The organism is Barnesiella sp. An22 (assembly GCF_002159975.1).
Classification (GTDB): Bacteria; Bacteroidota; Bacteroidia; order Bacteroidales; family Barnesiellaceae; genus Barnesiella; species Barnesiella merdigallinarum.
Genome location: NZ_NFJR01000020.1, coordinates 1 through 18403, shown reverse-complemented (window position 1 = coordinate 18403; position 18403 = coordinate 1). Strand labels below are relative to the sequence as shown.

Annotated in this window: 18 protein-coding genes and 3 pseudogenes; 11 read left to right on the top strand and 10 right to left on the bottom strand. The window is 46.3% G+C overall.

Going from position 1 to position 18403, the window contains the following annotated elements:
• Positions 1-89: 89 nt before the first annotated feature.
• The 3 genes from B5F38_RS13155 to B5F38_RS13145 are packed head-to-tail and all read right to left on the bottom strand — an operon-like array spanning position 90 to position 3340.
• Positions 90-1115, bottom strand: coding sequence for a tyrosine-type recombinase/integrase (locus B5F38_RS13155; protein WP_057256749.1), 1026 nt, complete (start codon positions 1113-1115; stop codon positions 90-92).
• Entirely contained in the window at positions 1105-2109 is a 1005-nt protein-coding gene (locus B5F38_RS13150) for a tyrosine-type recombinase/integrase (protein ID WP_206422497.1), read from the bottom strand. The genes B5F38_RS13155 and B5F38_RS13150 overlap by 11 nt, the downstream gene beginning before the upstream one ends.
• Positions 2096-3340, bottom strand: coding sequence for a site-specific integrase (locus B5F38_RS13145; RefSeq protein WP_057256750.1), 1245 nt, complete (start codon positions 3338-3340; stop codon positions 2096-2098). The genes B5F38_RS13150 and B5F38_RS13145 overlap by 14 nt, the downstream gene beginning before the upstream one ends.
• A gap of 175 nt (positions 3341-3515) precedes the next feature.
• Here B5F38_RS13145 and B5F38_RS13140 point away from each other — a divergent pair.
• The 4 genes and pseudogenes from B5F38_RS13140 to B5F38_RS13125 form a co-directional block, all read left to right on the top strand.
• Positions 3516-5276 (top strand): annotated as a pseudogene (locus B5F38_RS13140) (DNA topoisomerase); the annotation flags it as partial.
• A gap of 241 nt (positions 5277-5517) precedes the next feature.
• Positions 5518-5718, top strand: coding sequence for a hypothetical protein (locus B5F38_RS13135; RefSeq protein ID WP_087409611.1), 201 nt, complete (start codon positions 5518-5520; stop codon positions 5716-5718).
• A 157-nt stretch (positions 5719-5875) separates the two neighbouring features.
• Entirely contained in the window at positions 5876-6358 is a 483-nt protein-coding gene (locus tag B5F38_RS13130; RefSeq protein WP_025279160.1) for a pyridoxamine 5'-phosphate oxidase family protein, read from the top strand.
• Positions 6359-6649 carry a nitrous oxide-stimulated promoter family protein gene (locus B5F38_RS13125; RefSeq protein ID WP_025279161.1) on the top strand — a complete coding sequence of 97 codons (291 nt, stop codon included), beginning with the start codon at positions 6359-6361 and terminating at the stop codon, positions 6647-6649.
• 60 nt (positions 6650-6709) lie between these two features.
• Here B5F38_RS13125 and B5F38_RS13120 read toward each other — a convergent pair whose 3' ends face one another.
• The 4 genes from B5F38_RS13120 to B5F38_RS13105 all read right to left on the bottom strand — a co-directional run bounded on the left by B5F38_RS13120 (position 6710) and on the right by B5F38_RS13105 (position 9610).
• Positions 6710-7009: a cupin domain-containing protein gene (locus tag B5F38_RS13120; RefSeq protein ID WP_025279162.1), complete on the bottom strand. Its 300-nt coding sequence runs from the start codon at positions 7007-7009 to the stop codon at positions 6710-6712.
• 129 nt (positions 7010-7138) lie between these two features.
• Positions 7139-7561, bottom strand: coding sequence for a hypothetical protein (locus B5F38_RS13115; RefSeq protein WP_025279163.1), 423 nt, complete (start codon positions 7559-7561; stop codon positions 7139-7141).
• 5 nt (positions 7562-7566) lie between these two features.
• Positions 7567-9237, bottom strand: coding sequence for a hydroxylamine reductase (gene hcp, locus B5F38_RS13110; RefSeq protein WP_025279164.1), 1671 nt, complete (start codon positions 9235-9237; stop codon positions 7567-7569).
• A 22-nt stretch (positions 9238-9259) separates the two neighbouring features.
• Positions 9260-9610 carry a DUF488 family protein gene (locus B5F38_RS13105; protein ID WP_025279165.1) on the bottom strand — a complete coding sequence of 117 codons (351 nt, stop codon included), beginning with the start codon at positions 9608-9610 and terminating at the stop codon, positions 9260-9262.
• Positions 9611-10012: 402 nt separating this feature from the next.
• Between B5F38_RS13105 and B5F38_RS13100 the strand changes: the two genes are divergently transcribed.
• From B5F38_RS13100 to B5F38_RS13075, 6 genes and pseudogenes are all read left to right on the top strand, one after another.
• Complete coding sequence (locus tag B5F38_RS13100) at positions 10013-10222, top strand: hypothetical protein (RefSeq protein WP_025279166.1); 210 nt, start codon at positions 10013-10015, stop codon at positions 10220-10222.
• A gap of 45 nt (positions 10223-10267) precedes the next feature.
• Positions 10268-11353 (top strand): annotated as a pseudogene (locus B5F38_RS13095) (PRTRC system protein E).
• Between the two features lie 4 nt (positions 11354-11357).
• Positions 11358-11579 (top strand): PRTRC system protein C, encoded by a 222-nt coding sequence (locus B5F38_RS13090; RefSeq protein WP_016274015.1) that lies wholly within the window; start codon positions 11358-11360, stop codon positions 11577-11579.
• Between the two features lie 35 nt (positions 11580-11614).
• Positions 11615-12712 (top strand): hypothetical protein, encoded by a 1098-nt coding sequence (locus tag B5F38_RS13085; protein WP_025279168.1) that lies wholly within the window; start codon positions 11615-11617, stop codon positions 12710-12712.
• On the top strand, positions 12709-13413 hold the full coding sequence (locus B5F38_RS13080; RefSeq protein WP_025279169.1) for a prokaryotic E2 ligase family D protein: 705 nt from the start codon (positions 12709-12711) through the stop codon (positions 13411-13413). Before B5F38_RS13085 ends, B5F38_RS13080 begins: the two co-directional genes overlap by 4 nt.
• Positions 13410-14203: pseudogene (locus B5F38_RS13075) on the top strand (PRTRC system ThiF family protein). Before B5F38_RS13080 ends, B5F38_RS13075 begins: the two are co-directional and overlap by 4 nt.
• Before the next feature lie 65 nt (positions 14204-14268).
• Here the strand turns inward: B5F38_RS13075 and B5F38_RS13070 are convergent.
• From B5F38_RS13070 to B5F38_RS13060, 3 genes are read right to left on the bottom strand one after another with little or no spacing between them, the layout of a single operon-like run.
• The gene (locus B5F38_RS13070; protein ID WP_087409593.1) at positions 14269-16365 is read right to left on the bottom strand and encodes a glycoside hydrolase family 97 protein; all 2097 of its coding nucleotides are present in this window, start codon (positions 16363-16365) and stop codon (positions 14269-14271) included.
• A gap of 23 nt (positions 16366-16388) precedes the next feature.
• On the bottom strand, positions 16389-17408 hold the full coding sequence (locus B5F38_RS13065; protein WP_087409592.1) for a FecR family protein: 1020 nt from the start codon (positions 17406-17408) through the stop codon (positions 16389-16391).
• 9 nt (positions 17409-17417) lie between these two features.
• Positions 17418-18005 carry an RNA polymerase sigma-70 factor gene (locus tag B5F38_RS13060; RefSeq protein ID WP_087409591.1) on the bottom strand — a complete coding sequence of 196 codons (588 nt, stop codon included), beginning with the start codon at positions 18003-18005 and terminating at the stop codon, positions 17418-17420.
• A 196-nt stretch (positions 18006-18201) separates the two neighbouring features.
• On the opposite strand from B5F38_RS13060, the gene B5F38_RS14460 reads away from it, so the two are divergent.
• The coding region (locus tag B5F38_RS14460) for a hypothetical protein (RefSeq protein WP_206422496.1) at positions 18202-18403 on the top strand (202 nt) is incomplete at its 3' end.

Genomic DNA, 18403 nt, shown 5'->3' with positions numbered 1-18403 from the left:
AGATTATCCAAAGTAGAATTCTATTCGTATTTGATTATGAGATAGTTATATTTAATACTTACAAAAACTACTTTGGATAATAATTAGTCCTACTTTCCAAGTCCTTTTAACCAGTGCTTCAATTTTGAATCTTTCTCCCAAGAGCCTTCTACTTTATCCATGACAGGAATGATGTCTGCATAAGCAGCTTCAAGAGCCTCTCTTTTCTGTTTGGAATCAGCCCGAGCGTATATTTCTGTAGTTTGTATAGATACATGCCCGAGTATATCCCGAATATAAATCAAGTTTACTCCGGCTTGCAACAAGTGCATCGCCTTGCTGTGCCGTAGGCTATGAGGGCTGATTTTGGCTGGTATAAGATTCGGATCTGCAACATGTGCATTCCTCACGTATCTCATCAAAATAAAAGTTACCCCCGCATTTGTGAGTTTTCCCCCTCTGTTGTTTACAAACAAAGGACGTTGGTTCAACGATTGCTTCAACAGACCTTCGGTTTCCATATACTTTTTAAGTAATTCCACTTGCTGTTCTTGTAGCGGAACAAGCCTTCTTTTCCGTCCCTTGCCAAATAATGACACATAATATGGCTTAACCAAATGCAAGTCTGTCGGTGTCAAATCTATGAGTTCCTGAACTCTGGCTCCACTGTCATACAGTAACGCTATCAAGGCAAGATCACGAAGTCCGTTTCTCGTATTTACTGGTATTAACGACAACAATAGTCTTATTCCGTCAATAGACAAATAACTTACCGACTGCTTTTCGCAATGTTTCGATTTTATAGATAATATGGATTGCCATTGGTCCAAATGGAAGATGTCAGTATACAGCATATACTTACAAAAAGTATGGAATGCGGAGAGCTTTTGATTGCGTGTTGCTGTACCGCATCCTTTGTTTTCTTCCGTCCAATGTAAAAAATCCGAAACGTTGTTTCGTGTCAGATGTTCCAGCGATATCCTGTCTGCCTTAATGCATCTTGTTTTTTCCATAAAATCTATGAATGACAAGAATGTATTTCCATATGCCCTTATGGTGTTATGGCTCAGACCTCGTTCTCCGGACAGATAACTTGTAAAAAAGCGAGTCAGATACTTTGCAAAATCATCTTTCATAGGCTACAGGATTATTGGGTAAAGCGGGGTATAAAAAACTTGTAATGGAACTTTCCAGTTTCAGTACATCCGGATACATCTCTTGTGTCAGCCGCACATAGGTTTCCGTATCGGACAGCTTCTTATGTCCAAGAAAAACGGAAAGAATAGGAAGCGTACAATATATATCCGCCCCGTTTCTTACTTGGCGCATCAACGAATGTACGGCAAATGTATGCCTTAGATCATGTACTCTGGGTCCTTTTTTAGCACAATGCGGAATACTGCATTTTCTTAATATAATTCTGAACCACGCATAAACCCTGCTCTGGTTCAGAGGCAATCCGGATGGAGAAATAAAAAATGGAGACTCCATGGCATTTACATGGGGTAAAGGCAGCCTGTTCCTCGCTTCCACATATTGGCTTAACATCTGGTGCAATGACGGACAGACAGGTATCAGGCGTTGGCGCTGGTTCTTGGTTTTCCTTATTGTGATTACTCTTTTCTCGAGATTTATATCTTGGTTCAACAATGACGTGGCTTCACTCACACGCATCCCTGTACCATACAGCAGGCGAAAAATGGCAGGTATAGAAAAAAGACGGCTGTCCATATTTCCGTGATCGCTGGCCACAAGAGAATCACACACTGTAAAAATGGAAAGCACTTGTTCGTGCGTGAAGATGTATGGTGCATACGTATTGGCTTTGCTCTTTGGAATTCGAGGTACATAACAAGGAAAACCTATGTTATTCATATACTTTGCAAACTGTGCCAATATAGAATATTTGCTACAAATCGTTTTATAGCTGTTATTAATCAAAGTATGTCCCCATTTGTCTATCAGTACACTTGGGATAAAAGGAGTCCGTACCTTTTCTTCGATGAAGAACCGATCGAGTAACCCTAAAACACTTTCAAAATATTTCCTTGAAAAACCCAGAGCTTCTTTTGCATCCACAAACTTTTGCATATATGGAGCGAATACGCTCATAAATTTACATTTTTCCATAAAAGATACCTCCTTTCTGTTCGTAAAAAGCGGGATTGACAAGCGGTACGTCAAGGGCACATTTCATCAGGCTTGACAAATCTACCCTTAAATATTCCATTGTACTCAAGGAACTCTCGTGTCCCAATGATTCAGATATGACTGGCAGCGAAACACCGTTGGCAAGCAGTCTGCTGGCGAGAGAATGACGCATAGCATGAGGACCGAACTTACGTTTGGATATATCAACGCCTGATTCTCTCATAATTCTTGATATTACACCGTTTATTCCCCAACGGAACATTGGACGATAAGGTGGACGTGCCGATAAGAATATTTCCGAATGCCCGGAAATCGGTCTGCCATAACGCAGATAATTGACTATGGCTTCACCGACATCAGTAAGCAACGGAAGCTCTATCGATTTTTTTGTTTTGTATTGGATGAATGCAATGACATTGTGATCCCAATCCAAATGGTCAAACTCCAATCTGCAAATATCCGAAGCGCGTAAACCGAGCCGTGTGGCAAGAAGCAATATTGCATAATCACGTTTCCCTACCGGACCTGATTGTTCAACCGACAACTCTATTTGTTTGACTTCTTCGGCACTATATATGGAAGGCAGTTTTTCCCGTTTGGGATAACGGTTACGAGAAAGAACATATTCAAAATCTGTCTGAATATATTCTTTACCTGCCAGGAATCGGAGAAACAGCCGTATAGAAGAATATCTGTCCCTGGCGTTTCTACTCGTACTCAAAAAAGTCACGATTTCATCTTCTCCAATATCGCAAAGTTTTGATTTTGACTTGGTTTCCAAAAATTCAATAAAATAACTCAAATTACGGCGATGTTTTAAAACCGTAATATCATTACGCCGACTATTTACCAGCTCTTCCAGAAAAAGATGTGCAGCTTCTCCAATCTCTCCGGGCAAAGGATGTTCTTCTATTGGTACTATCCTTTTTGGAATAATACCTGTATCCAAATAAGCGGAAAGGATATGCACACTACGAGTAAGTACCCGCTTGGAGAATGGGGTTAAATTCGAAAGAACTGATTTCAGGTAACATTCTCCGGCTTCAGTCGAGTAGAACACGATGTCTTTTTCCTGTAGATAAGGCAACAGGTATTCCGACCATTTCTTCTGGTGTAAAGTAATGCAGGCTTCCGAATACCCAAGAAACCGCAAGTGTTCTGTACATTCTTGTATCAGAACATGAATGTTTTTCTTTTTGTTGTTGGACATATTTATTGATTTTAACGGGTGGTTTGTTCCAACCCTATGCGAAATTACCATTATATTATCCAAACAACATTATCAAAAGTAATATTGAAAATCAATTTATTGGAAACTTATAGTTGTTATTGCTTTGGATAATCTTTTACTTTGGATAATCACGCTTATCACAACTTTAGATAATCGTGAAGGGGAACTCATCTTCCGCTATATCTATGAATACCTCGGCTACACCAAGCCTTTCCGCAGACTGTGGATATCGTCGCTCACAGACGAGGCAATCCGTACCGGCATGGCGAACCTGCGCGACGGTCGTGAGTACGACAGCCTCCATGCCGCCGCAGATTGCCGCGCGAAAGCCGACTGGCTTGTGGGGATGAACGCCAGCCGCGCCCTCGCCTGCGTGTCGGGCACTTCCAACAGCTCAATCGGACGTGTGCAGACACCCACGCTGGCTATGGTGTGCGCCCGTTTCCGTGAGAACCGTGATTTCGTGTCCGCCCCTTACTGGCAGCTCCATGTGACTCTCTCCAGGGACGGCAGTCTGTGCCGTTTCTTCCACAAGGATGATTTCAGGGAAAAGACACAGGCTGACGCCGCCTTCTCCCGTATCGTACCCGGTGCCACGGGGCGTGTCACCAAGGCGGAATGCAGGCGTTCCGACCGCCAGCCTCCGCTTCTTTACGACCTCACAGCTCTCCAGAAGGACTGCAACGTACATCACGACATGACCGCCGAAAAGACTCTGGCCGTGGCGCAGTCGCTCTACGAGAAAAAACTGATATCCTATCCGCGAACCGGGAGCCGTTACATACCGCAGGATGTCATGCGAACCGTGCCGGAACTGCTGCAAAAGGTGTGCGCCATGCCGGAATTCCACGCCTACGGCACTGCTTTTGACCTTTCAACGCTCAACAACCGCAGCGTAAACGACTCCAAAGTGACCGACCATCACGCTCTGATTGTCACCGGTGTCACCTCCTCGGGCATTTCAGGCGACGAACGTGCCGTCTATCTGATGATTGCCGGGCGTATACTCGAAGCATTCTCGCCACCGTGTGTCACCGAAACATACCTGACCGAAGCCGAAATCTGCGGGATGCCGTTCCGTTCCAAGTCCTCGTCCGTCGTAATACCCGGCTGGCGTGCCGTGTTTGACCGCAAGGAGGACCGTGGCGAGGATGAATCCGATGAAAATGCGGCTTGCCCAGCCTTTTCAGTTGGTGACACCGCACCGGTTTCGGGACAAGGGCTGGCGCAGAGGAAGACCATGCCGCGTCCGTTGTACACCGAGGCCACCCTCCTTGCCGCAATGGAATCGTGCGGCAAGGATATCACCGATGAGAAGGCGCGCGAGGCTGTCCGCGACATAGGCATCGGCACGCCCGCCACTCGTGCGGCCATTATCGCCACGCTGGTGAAACGCGACTACATACGTCGTTCCGGCAAGAGCATCGTACCCACCGACAAAGGTCTGGCACTGTACGATGCCGTAAAGGATATGCTCGTGGCGGATGTAGGCATGACAGGCAGCTGGGAAAACACACTGTTGCAGATTGAACGGCACACTCTTGAACCCTCTACCTTCATGAACGCCATCGTCGGCTATACGCGCAAGGCCACCACTGAAATTCTCGGAATAACCGTGCCAGTCACCCCGGTACATTCCCGACCGTGTCCCAAATGCGGCAAAGGGAATGTCGTCATTCGAGCCAAGACTGCCCGGTGCGATAACACAACCTGCGGTCTGTTGGTATTCAGACGATTCTTGAACAAGGAACTCACGGACGGCCATATCGAGCAGTTGCTGTCATCCGGCAAGACTAAGCTGATAAAGGGATTCAAGGGAAAGAAGGGAAATTCATTCGATGCCATGCTTGTTTTCGACGGCGGCTACAATGTCACGCTCGCTTTCCCGGACAGGAAGACTTCAAGAAAGAGATAGGACAGTGAATGCCGTCATTCGGATTCGGAGGCGAAGTTCGTGGCTCGCCCGTTTCCACCGTCAAGGCCGGGCCTTGCGGTACGGGCAAAAATCATCCTCGCTTCGCTCCGGTATTTTTACCCGTAGCCTTGCCTGTGGAGGCGCGCCACGGGGGAGCCTCCGAAATCCGGATGACACCGTGTCACCCCGGTAAATATATATAGTTATGAAAGCATCTGCACTTATCACAAGGATCATAGGCATGAGGTGGCTGTGGAAAGCGATCCTGATACTCGCTTTGGCCGCCGTGTTCGGATACCTCTATACAAGGGGAGTATCACCTGTATGGGCGGCGTTGGCAATAGTCTTTTTCAGGGGATTCTTCCGATTCCTCTATAAAATTGCCTGCATCATAGTGGCGGCGGCACTGCTGTTCGCCATAATCAGCGGTCTGATTTTCTGAAATGTCACAATGCCATATGTCCTATAAATGTTAATCACAATATTTTATCGGATATGATAATGCTGTCTCTCTATCCGATGTGACTGGATGGTTATTGATGCTTCAGAAACAATCAGATTGTTATTCTTTTATTTTTTATTTTTCTTAAATTTGCAACATGAAGCAGATGAGAAAAGCAGCAAGGCAGAAAGATGAGGAATGGGCACTTAATGTGTTTGACCGTGCACCCTTTGTAACTATGTCAATGATTCGTCTGGACGGAACGCCGTACGGACTCCCGCTGTCGTTGATAAGGAGTAACAGACGCACGTTTTATTTCCATTGCGCCGACGAGGGGGATAAGCTGGATTGCATAAGGGCCAATCCCGTTGTAAGTCTGAGTGCCGTCAGTCGATGCACCCCGAAGTTTGAGGCCGAGAAAAAGAATTTTACGATGTATTATGACTCTGCCATTGCTTTAGGGGAAGCGGAGATTGTGACTGATAATTCGGAAAAGATTATGGCTTTGCGTCTGCTCTGTCAACGCTTTCTCCCTAAACATATGGAGAATTTTGATGAAGCGATAAAGCGCAGTCTCGAACGAACCGTTGTTGTAAAGATAACGCTCACAGAGCCGTCGGTTGGAAAATCCAAGCCATAGATGAAGATCAAATATGAAATCAAGGTGGTATGGCAGATGATTCGTCTATACTGCCGCTTGAAAGAAGGGTACAAAAATCTTTGTCCGGATTGTGAAAAACTGGCGGAATATGCGGAAAACCGTCTGCGCCATTGTCCTTTCGGTGATGAAAAGGGAAGCTGCCGTAACTGTAAGATACATTGTTACCGCCCGGATATGAAAGAAAAAATAAAAGAGGTCATGCGTTTTTCCGGTCCGAGAATGCTGTTTTATCATCCCGTCATGGCTATACGCCATTTGGCAGGGAAATAATAAAGACATCCGAGGAGTCTATGCTCTCCGAATGTCTTAATTGTGAAAGCCAGTACGGGATTATGCATTGAGTTTGGTGACAAGAACCTTGAACCGTTCCGTAGCCTTTAAGGAATGTTTCACACCCGGTGTCATAGTGAGCGCATCACCCTCTTTCAACTCAAGCACTTTATCCTCAATAGTGAACTCCATGCTTCCTTCTATTATCTGGACGAGCACGTCGGCATTAGCCGTATGTGTGGGAATCTCAAGTCCCTTGTCTACTGCCATAAGGAGCGAAAGCCCGCTATGGTTCTGCATGACAATCTCCTTTGCTATGGAGCCGTCCGCGTATGGAATTCTGTCTTTTAATCTGAACATGTCGTAAATTTATTTAGAGGTTTCTTTTTTTGCGAATCTTCATAGTGATGACAAAGCCGATGCCGAATATAAGAAAATATAATGCGGTGAAGGCAAGCCCGAGGCAGAGGAACAGTTCGGATGATATTCTCATGACTTGACTGATTTAAAGGTTTCCTGCAAACGCGGCGGTATTCGCCCGTTCATATATTTCTGCCATCCGGCATTCAGTATGATAAGGAGCAATATCCACCATTCGGGGTATTTCAGAAAAAGCAACGACAGGGTTATTGCTACCGCTATGTTCACGACAATCCATCCCCACAATCCGGCCTTCCTGAAATCAATCCTAACATCACCGGCAGCGGCCGCCACGCGCCACGTGCCGAGTCCGGACTCACAGACATATGCACAGTATGCCATGAGTGTGGAACCGAGAAGCGCCTCGGCAGCCGAATACCCGTGGTCAAGATGGAAATATGCTGCAAGCGACAGCGCCGCCAGCCAAAGGATGGCGTGTGCCGCCGCTATCACATATTTATGGATAAACCGATTCACATTCCGACCGTCCATTTCTTTCAGCCGATAAGGGTAGCCAGATCTTCGTCAACGGTGGTGATGGTACCTATATTGAACTTCTCCTGAAGCACTTTCAGAATTTCGGGGGTGAAAAACGCCGGCAGCGTCGGGCCGGTGTGGATATTCTTCACTCCGAGGCTCAACAGGGCCAGAAGCACTATCACCGCCTTCTGCTCATACCATGCGATGTTGTAGACAATCGGCAGATCGTTGACACTCTCCAGGCCGAAAGCATCCTTGAGAGCATTGGCAATCACGACGAGCGAATAGGAATCGTTACACTGTCCGGCATCGAGCACGCGCGGAACACCCTCGATATCACCGAGCGGAAGCTTGTTGTAGCGGTATTTGGCACAGCCTGCGGTGAGAATCACGCAGTCTTTAGGGAGCCTTTCCGCAAATTCCGTATAGTATTTGCGCGAGGGCATTCTGCCGTCACAGCCTGCCATGACCACAAACTTGCGGATTTTACCGCTTTTGATGAGGTCGATAATCTTAGGTGCCAGAGCGAGCACCTGGTTATGGGCGAATCCGGCGACAATCTCACCGTGCTCTATCTCTGTCGGCGGCTGGCATGTCTGCGCCCGCTCTATGATTTCGGAAAAATCCTTTTTGCCGTCCTTCCCCTCGAGGATAAAATGTGTGCCGGGCATTCCGACGACACCGGTCGTGTAGACGCGGTCCATGTAGGTGGTTTTCGGACGCGGGGGCACAATGCAGTTGGAGGTGAAGAGGAACATGCCGTTGAATGTCTCAAACTCGTCAATCTGCCGCCACCATGCGTTGCCGTAGTTTCCTGCGAAGTGGGGAAATTTCTTGAAGAACGGGTAGCTCTGGGCGGGGAGCATCTCCGAGTGGGTATAGATATCGACACCTTTGCCGGCGGACTGTTCGAGCAGTTCCTCAAGATCCTTGAGGTCATGACCGCTCACGAGTATGCCCGGATGGTTTCTGACACCAATGTCGACCCTGGTGATTTCGGGGTTGCCGTAGGTCGATGTGTTTGCCTTGTCAAGCAGCGCCATAGCCTTTACACCGCCCTCGCCCACATTAAGGACAAGCGAGAACAGTTCGTCCACATCTATGTCAGGACGGCTTATCTCGGCAAGGGCGTTCTCGATGATGACATATACATCTTCGTCCTCATAACCGAGGTTACAGGCGTGACGGGCATAGGCCGCCATACCCTTGCAGCCGTACATGGCAAGCTGTTTGAGACCTCTTATGTCCGGGTTCTTGTCGTGGAGAACACTTGTGATTTCTTCTTTAAGAGTACCTCCGTGTTCGATTACCTCATGTACGCCATATTCCTCCTTTGGAATATGATACGACACCTCAGGCATGAAAGGAGGCTCCATGCCGCGTTTTTTCGACTCTCCTTCGAGTTCGTTTTTCAGTTCGAGGGCTTTTGTGATATAGCCGTCGAGCATATCATTGTCGAAATTCGCGTTGGTGATGGTGGTGAACAGTGCGTCGACGATAAACCGGGATGCACCCTTGCTTGATGCGCCTTTCTCGCGCAACTGCCGGTTTACGATGGCGATTCCCCGGGCTATATAAAGGAGCTGATCCATTCTTGCAGACGTCTCGGGTTTCTTTCCGCATACACCTTGTATCTCGCAGCCTTTGCCGCGTGCCGTCTCCTGGCACTGGTAACAGAACATTTTCATAAGTGGAGGATATGTTAAGAAGTTATGTTGTTAGAAGATTATAGATCACAATAGCATTGTTATGTTGTTCGTCATGAGAGGAATAAAGTAACGTCACGACAGATTTCTGTGCAAGAAGATGTCGCAATGTCCCGAATGAAGGATTTTCCTCCAGTTCCTTGGTATATCGTATCTCAAATTCGGGCCAGCGGTCAGTGGGATCTTCATGGAACCATTCGCGGAGTTCTGTGGACGGCGCGATATCCTTATCCCACAAATCATAATGGAAAGTCTCGTGCGAGAGACCTCTCGGCCAAAGTCTGTCTATATATACCCTGAAGCCGTCTTCCGGAGAAGCGGGTTCGTAAGCCCGTTTTAATTGATATTGTGTCATAAACTGTGATATTACATATTACTATTTACTATCCAATTTCAACACCTGTATCTGCGGTATGGTTCATAATTAATAATGCGTCATTAGGATTGAATTTTATTTGAAATAAAGCATACCACAAAACTTGATATTAGTAGTACCCCGTTGAAAAATGACTGCATGAACCAGGGTCGAGTGGAATAGTCTGGCTGACAGACCCGAAGGAACTACCGGGCAAAATTAGCGCCCGCCTCTTTCGGACTGCAAGGCCGGGCCTGTCGGTTTCGGGAAAAATCATCCTCGCTACGCTCCGGTATTTTTCCCGAAAGCCTTGCATTACCGGAGTCGGCCGCTGTAATGCCCTTGTAGTTCATCGGGCTGCCAAGCCCGGATATTCAATAATAAATTAAAAAAGAAATGACTATGAGACAGGCTATCATGACAGCGGCACAGCCGGCGGTGACAATCCCGGTGCCGAAGAAAAGAATCGTCCGGATCCAAAGACCGGAAATCAAGTTTCCGTCACGCAGGACAGGGGGACCGGTGCATATCTCCACCATCCTGGATCCTATAATTGAGATAAGCCGCCATCCCGACCGCAACAGGCTTCTCGCTGAATTCTTCAAGGGATGAGCGCAGGCAATAACCGGAAATATTCACACTAAATACGATAAGAATATGTTTTTTCAATCAATGAACCAGATGATGACCCCTAACGTGGATATCACGTTGGTCATCCGCAAATCCGCCGAGGGACGCATGGCGGTGTCGGTGCTCCCGAAGTCAAACACACTCAAGGACGAGGCGCAGAACAGCATCGTGCCGCTGACACTTAACGGCACACCCGAAGAACTCGACTCAGGCTTCATGCAGGTGGTCGCACGTCCTATGCAAAAAGCATCAGGACTGATCTCCAACATGGCGCAGTTCGAGGCGCAGGCCAACAAAGCAGCGTCATCGAGCAAGGGAGCTAAGGAAGCCAAGACGAAAGAATCCAAAGAGGACAGGGAGAAGCGCGAGAAGTATGAAAAGAATCTCAAGAAGGCAGAGGAGCATATCGCCGCCAAGAGACACAAGGAGGCTGTGGACGCGCTTACCGAGGCACGCAAGTACGCCAAACCCGACGACTTGAAGACAATCGACGAGCGGCTTGACGAACAGAAGAAGTTAGTGAGACAAGGAGATCTCTTCGCAATGATGGAGGAACCCGAGCAGGCTCAACCGCAGCAGCCCCAAGTCCAGCAACCGGTGCAACAGCCCGCGACGGCGCAGGTACAGTAACCGCAGGCACAGCCTCTGCCAATGCCGGAACCTGTACCGCAAGTTCAACAGCAAACTGTTCAACAAACCGGGCCACAACAGCAACCTACCATGCCACAGCAGGAAATGCCGGCACAAGCCGCACATCCCGCTCAACAACCATACGGCAACCCAGGACAGGGATATGGTGGCCAGTACGGATATCCGCAACAGCCGCAGGGATGGCCGCAGCAGGCACATCCCAACGGTGGTTATCCGCAATATGCGCATCAAAATGGCGGGATGACGCCGCCAAACGGGGGACAACACGGCACGTATCCTCCCAACGGGCAGCCACGGTATGCGCAGCAGCCGATGCCATTCGAGCATGACATGGCAGCTCATGCACCAAGAATGGCGGACCCTGACGACGCTCCTCCTTACCGGCCGGAGGAATATGCAGACTACCCCGACTTCCCGGCATCAATGTTACAAGGAAACTATGTTCAACCTCAAATGATGTAAGACTATGGCACTCGAAATCACAGGAATCAAACGCGTGTTCACTTTCAAGAAAGGAACAGCCACAATCACACTTGACGACCCCAATCCATCGGACAGCCCCGAAATGGTGATGGGTTTCTATTCCAACACCTATCCCGAACTGACAACCGCCACTGTCCACGGTCCCACCATGAAGGACGATGCGGCGGTCTATGAGTTCAAGACCACAATCGGAACCAAAGGATAAGAACCAATGCCCGTAAAACCTAAAAAAGAGAACCAATGCAGACTCCTGAGCGAATCACAGTCGGAACAGCTCGCAAAACTGCTCATAAGCCAGACCGAGAGGCGCTATCATTACGGAGTGAACCGGCAAAGAAGAATTACAGCGCCCAGCGGTGCTGTAATTCTTTTCTGAAAACGACCTTCCAGAGCACAGTACCTTCGTTCATAATCAAGGATTATGGGGATGGGACTTTCAACATAATCACGCAGGAGAACTATGATTTCCTGCGTGATTCATATTTCCGATATGCGGAATTGTTGAACGTGAAGGCCGACCATACACCCGGCAGAACCCTGAATGATAGCATCAACCAGTTATTCTATGACTTGGAGACCATTCTCTCCGACAAGATTGGTCTGAATATCGAGATGTATGACGGCAGACTTCATTTTACACTCTGGAAATACCATCGCTGGGGAACCTGCGAGCTGTATTATTTCCCAATAAAATTTCTAACCCAAGTCAACGCCGAACTTAGACGTATAGCCATATCGTTCCTTAACAGGTTCATGCGCGCAAACGGGATAGGTTCAATATTGGATTGTGATGAACATGAGTGTATAATGGAAAGTATCCTTTGGGAACATGACACCAATGAGACAGACAAAGAAATTATCAAGGACAGGAAACGCATAGAGTCATATCAGACCGGCGCGATAAACAAGCTACTCAAACGTGTTGAAACAAAGTCATATCATGATGACATACACACTGCGTTACATGACTATAAGCCGGTTAGCGCATGGGAATCAAAACTGATAGACGCCATGCTGGACGGTATGGAATTCCTTGACCCGAAGAAACCGATAATGGATTATGACTATGACCCATATTTTGAGGAAGAGCCGGACATATATCCGGTGAGGCTGCACCGCCAGATCTGCATTGTTTATGAGGATGACGACATAGTGACAAGGACACTGATTGACTTCATAAACTCTGATTACCGGGAATCATACGAGATAATACCGGTGACAACCATGAAACTGACTCCTGACACCAAATCTCTCTTCAAAATATCGGATGAGTATCCCGAACGGTTCTTTCAATGGTCCGACAAATTCATTAACATCATAAGAAATTTTGAATCATGACAAATACTAACCAACTGACACGGGAGATAAGTTCCGTTATATATCCCAAGGCCGTTCTGATCGCCTATGTCAGCGAGGACGAGAAGAAGCATTTTCTGGAGATGCGTGCAATAGACAAGAATGGAAACATGGGTGAAGGACGCCCCGTGACCTTGGAGTTCATGAATGACCTTGTGAGAAATTATTCGGAAGTACATGACAGCACTCCATGCGGGATATTGCCGTCAAATCTGCTGTATTGCGATACACGCAAGGGGTCTGAACGGTATGTATGGTATAATCCGCCGCAAAGACGAATGATGTATTTTGTGGAAAGCCTGAAGATTGAAAATGCGGAATATAATGTTCCGGGAGTGATCTATGAATCAAAGGAAGGTGGCGGAATGAACGTGTATGCCTTCAAAGGAGAAGTCCCCACTCCGGAGACAAAACTGTACGCCGCCCCGTTTTTCAACGTCACGAGTGCCAGCGTGTGCATGGGGAATCCGAAAATTGAAAGTCCGAGGCAACCGACATTCGGAACATTTCTGGAATATCTTGAGAAAAGGTTCTGGCTGACGGAGTTCTCACACTTGGGCGGAGGCCGTAATCCTACGAAGTCCAATCTTGTGCTGGTGACAAAGGCCGCACGTGACAAACCGTTCAACCTCAATGAACTTATACCTCTGAATAATCTTAAACTAAAAGACCTTCTGAAATGAAACGTGTACATTATATTCACAATTACCTGCTCAATCCGCAGCATCCGGTTACGGTAAACCTTATAGGTGCCGGCGGCACGGGTTCACAGGTCCTTACAAATCTCGCCCGGCTCGATGTGACACTTAGGGCATTGAACCATCCCGGTCTATTCGTGACAGTCTATGACCCGGACATAGTTACCGAGGCCAATATCGGGCGTCAACTTTTCGGTTGGTCGGATATCGGGCTGAACAAGGCACAGTGTCTGGTGACACGGATAAACAATTTCTTCGGGAATGACTGGACTGCAATCCCGGACTTATATCCTATCCTGTATGTCCCAAGGATGTACGAAAGAATAATCTTGCCAATATCACAATTACATGCACCGACAATGTGAAATCTCGTATGAATTTATGGAAAGTGCTGAAAGCGATACAGGAATCAGACTACACCAATCATGGTACACCGATATATTGGCTCGACTTTGGCAATTCGCAGTCAAGCGGACAGGTTGTATTGGGAACTGTGCCAAGAAAAATAAAGCAACCGGAATCGCATCTTTATGAAACGGTAAGCTCACTGAAAGTGGTGACACGCCTTGTGCGGTACTCAAAAGTGAAAGATAATGATTCAGGTCCAAGCTGCTCCCTCGCCGAAGCATTGGAGAAACAGGATCTGTTTATCAACTCGACATTGGCGCAGCTCGGCTGCAACCTGCTGTGGAAAATGTTCCGTCACGGTATGATAGAGCATCAAGGCCTGTACCTAAATCTCGCTACTATGAAAGTAAATCCAGTCTCAGTATAATTGAAAATCTACAATAAACAGGCGAAAGAAATTTTCTCTCGCCTGGATAAACTAATTATTTAAATTTAATCTACTGGTTTTATTGAAATTGCGAATCCGCCGCCACGAGCCATATGGATTTTGTCTTTTGACGTACTGTCTACCGTCTTGGTGGTAATGGTATAAACTTCGGGATTGTCGAAGCCATCGCCATCCGGAGCATCGGCATAAATGGTTGCTTCATACGTTTTACCGGGTGGCAGGAAGTTGTAATCAAGTGTATAGTCTCGGGCATTTTCATCAGTAACGCCTCCTACATACCATGCATCGCTGCCTTTGTCTTTGCGGGCGACTACGATAAAATCTCCCGGTTCTGCATCAAGATATACACTTTTGCTCCAATCAACCGGTACGTCTTTGATAAATTGGAATGCGTCCATGTGCTTTTGATAGTGCTCGGGCATATCCGCAGCCATTTGTAAGGGGCTGTACATGGTGAGATACAATGCAAGCTGGTTGGGGATGGTCGCACGCTTCTGTTTACCTTGACCGCCAGGCGCAAAATCGGTTATCTTCATACGGAATATGCCCGGAGTGAAGTCCATAGGACCTCCTTTAAGGCGGGTAAAAGGCAGTATGGTGCAGTGTTGCGGACTCATGTCGGCGAATTCCTGTCCCATAGCACTTTCGTTGCCTACGAGATTGGGGTATGTGCGGCATAGGCCTGTCGGACGTACAGCCTCATGGGCATTTACCATAATATGTTTATCTGCTGCTTTTTTTACAGCATCGAGATAGTGCTTTACCTGCTTCTGACTGTAATGATGTTCTCCTTTAGGTATGATATTACCGACATATCCACTTTTCACTGCGTCATAGCCGTATCGCTTCATCAAGTCGTAGGCGGCGTCCATGTGGCGGTCATAATTATCGACCGAAGAGGAAGTTTCATGGTGCATCATCAATTTGATACCTTTGCGGTGGGCATAATCATTGAGTGCAGCGATGTCAAAGTCGGGGTAAGGAGTGACAAAATCGAATACATAGTCCTTCTCTTTGCCGAACCAATCCTCCCAACCGATATTCCAGCCTTCGACAAGAAGTTGGTCGAAACCATGCTCTGACGCAAAATCAATATATCTCCGCACATTCTCATTATTAGCCCCATGAATGCCATTCGGTTTGGCTTTTGAATAATCAAAAGTCGCAAGATTGAAATTATCGGCCCATGTATAGCTCCATGAACTTTTGCCGGTAATCATTTCCCACCATACTCCCATATATTTGGTAGGATGAATCCATGATACGTCGTCCAGAATACATGGATCGTTCAGATTTAAAATAAGATTTGATGCGAGAATGTCAGTTGCTTTCTCTCCTACGGTGATGGTGCGCCACGGCGTTTTAAAGGGAGTGTGTATAGTTGCGATCGTACCGCCTTGTCCGGGCGTGAGATGGCTTTTAAATGTCATTGTGGTGTCATTGAGTTCGAGACTCATCGCAGGGAAGTCGACCAATGCCGCCTCGTGGAGATTAAGATAAAGACCATCGTTGGTTTTTAGCATCAAGGCTGTCTGCACTCCCGTAGGTGAGAATCTTTGTTGCGACGCATTATTCATGAAGTTGTCGTCGGCGTGTGCGCGTATTTCGCTTAGGCGTGATGTAGTGTATTCATATTCCTGGGTGTCATAATCTCCGGGGATCCACCATGCCGTATGGTCGCCAGCCATTGCTATCTGTGTGGCTTCGTCTGCGATTACAAATGCTTTGGCCGTCTGCTCAGGGAATATATATCGGAAGCCGAAGCCGTCATTATATGCTCGGAACTCTATGTCCATTTTCCGGTCGCCCTGTTGGAGGTTGACGATCATCTGTGTGTAACAGTTCTCGATAGTGTCGTTTTCGCCCCATACTGGTGTCCATGACTCATTGAAATCAGAGCGTTCGATGCCTGTTATCTTGAAATTGTCGGTTAGAGAGGTTGTATCTTTAAGCACAAAGCCCAGCAAAGAAGGAAGAACGATGTCGTTGCCTTTGTACTTTGCGGAGTAGGATGGCTCGCCTTTGTCTGTGAGAGTAAAGGCAATCTCGATATTGCCGTCTGGCGAAAGCAGATTTTCAGTGGTAGAGCTACAGCTGGTAAGGACAAGGGCAATAGCGAATAATTTTATATGTACATTCATATGAAAGATTCGATTATATGATTTTAGGAAGGCATTATGCGGATTCTTGATTTAAATTTGGTTGTATCGTTGGGGGATTTCAGGTTCTCAAATTCACACGTCACAGGAGCGGCCAATTCAAAGAAACGCACCACCTCGCTTATGTTCTCGCCGTTAAGAATCATCCGGAATGTTCTCTCTTTCAATTCTGGCGCAATATCGAACTCAACATCATATATTTGCTGAAGCCTATTACAGATATTAAAAAGAGGTTCATCCTCAAAGATTAACGTGCCATTTCTCCAACAGCAATATTTTTCTGTATTTATATGGTTGCTAATTGTTGGACGGCCATCTGCTACTGCCAGATGTTCGCCGGGATTAAGTGTCATTGATTTACTTTCTACTTCTACACTTACTTTACCATCGACTAATGTTATGGAAGCGGACGAGTCATAGGCATTTACATTGAATTCCGTACCGGTTGCCGTGACTGTCATATATGGAGTCTTTACATTAAATGGATGTTTCGCATCAGCTTTGACATCAAAGTATGCCTCTCCGTGTAATATCACATTCCTCACATTGTCATCCATCATGGGGTCATATTGCAATGAGCTGTTTGCGTTAAGCCATACGATTGTGCCGTCTGGAAGAACCGTGCTGCTGAGACAGCCAAAAGAGGTGGTGATTGTCACATCAGCAATATCTCGTCCCTCCGATGGCCTATAAATCAGATATCCTACCACTGCAAGTAGTGGCAAAATAGCAACAGCTGCAATGCGCGACCAATATCCGAGCAACTTCTTGAATATTGCAAAACGTAAAGATACAATACCGGTCTTACGAAGCACTTTCAATTCTGCGCTTACGGTATCTATATCGTTTATATCTAAAGTCGGATTCAAGACTGCCCATATATCCTGTTGTCGCTGAAAGTATTTTCTATTTTGCTCATCCGACTCAATCCAACGCCGTAATTCCTCAATCTCATGCGATGAAGCATTACCCATCAGATAGCGGCTAATTAAGGAATCTATCGTATTATTCATGTTATTATCCATCGTAATTTCTTATAAAAGGTGTTGAAACGTTAGAATCCAATATATGATGATCTTATAATCTTTGAGATGCTGTTGAAGAAATTTTACCGTTTTGCTGACGCGAGATTCCACAGTCCTAACCGAAATATTGAGTTTCTCGGCGATTTCGGTATATTTCAGATTATGTGTTCTTGACAACCTATATGTTTCAAGAACATCCGGTTGGAGCTGTGAGAGCAGATTATCAATAGCGTCACTTAATTCCGAATACATGACATGTTCATCGGCCGGCAGGGACATGATAATCTCATGGTTCATATCCTGATATAGGGTCTTGACCTTGCGGTGCTTGATTTCGTCTAAAGCAAGATGCTGTACTAAGGATATAAGATATGTCCTCAGTGATGTCCGAATTTCAAGAACTTTTCGGTTCGTCCAGATTTTCACAAATGCTTCCTGGACTATATCTTCGCATGTCTCATTATCCGGGATGAAACGGGATGCGAAGATTACAAGGTCTGAATAATAATGTCGAAAAATTTTAACAAACGCTTCATGGCTGTCTATCTTCAAGGCAGCCACTAAAAGCATTTCGTTTTCAAATTTTTCGTTTTCCATGTTATGATATTTGTTGCGAAGTTAATTATTATTACGCTCGCTTCCAAGCACTTCAAACAAAAAATGAATAAATTGAAAATTTTGTACTTTCTCGATGTGGATTATTTTTTCACAATCGTTCTTTATTTAGATTACAATAAAAATCTATAAATTACCTCAAAAATCATACCAGAAAACAATACCTCATATCAAAATAATGGAAAAAACAAATTTACATCCAATGCGCAGCCGTTGGCATCTGATGTTTAGGGCTATGCTCTTCCTGATGATGTTTGGCTATGGGCTATCTGCCTACGCATCCAACAGCAAGGTATCCATTGATGTCGATGGAATTGCCTTGGAAAATGTTCTTAAATCCATAGAACAGCAGACAAAATACCGGTTCATTTATAGCAAAG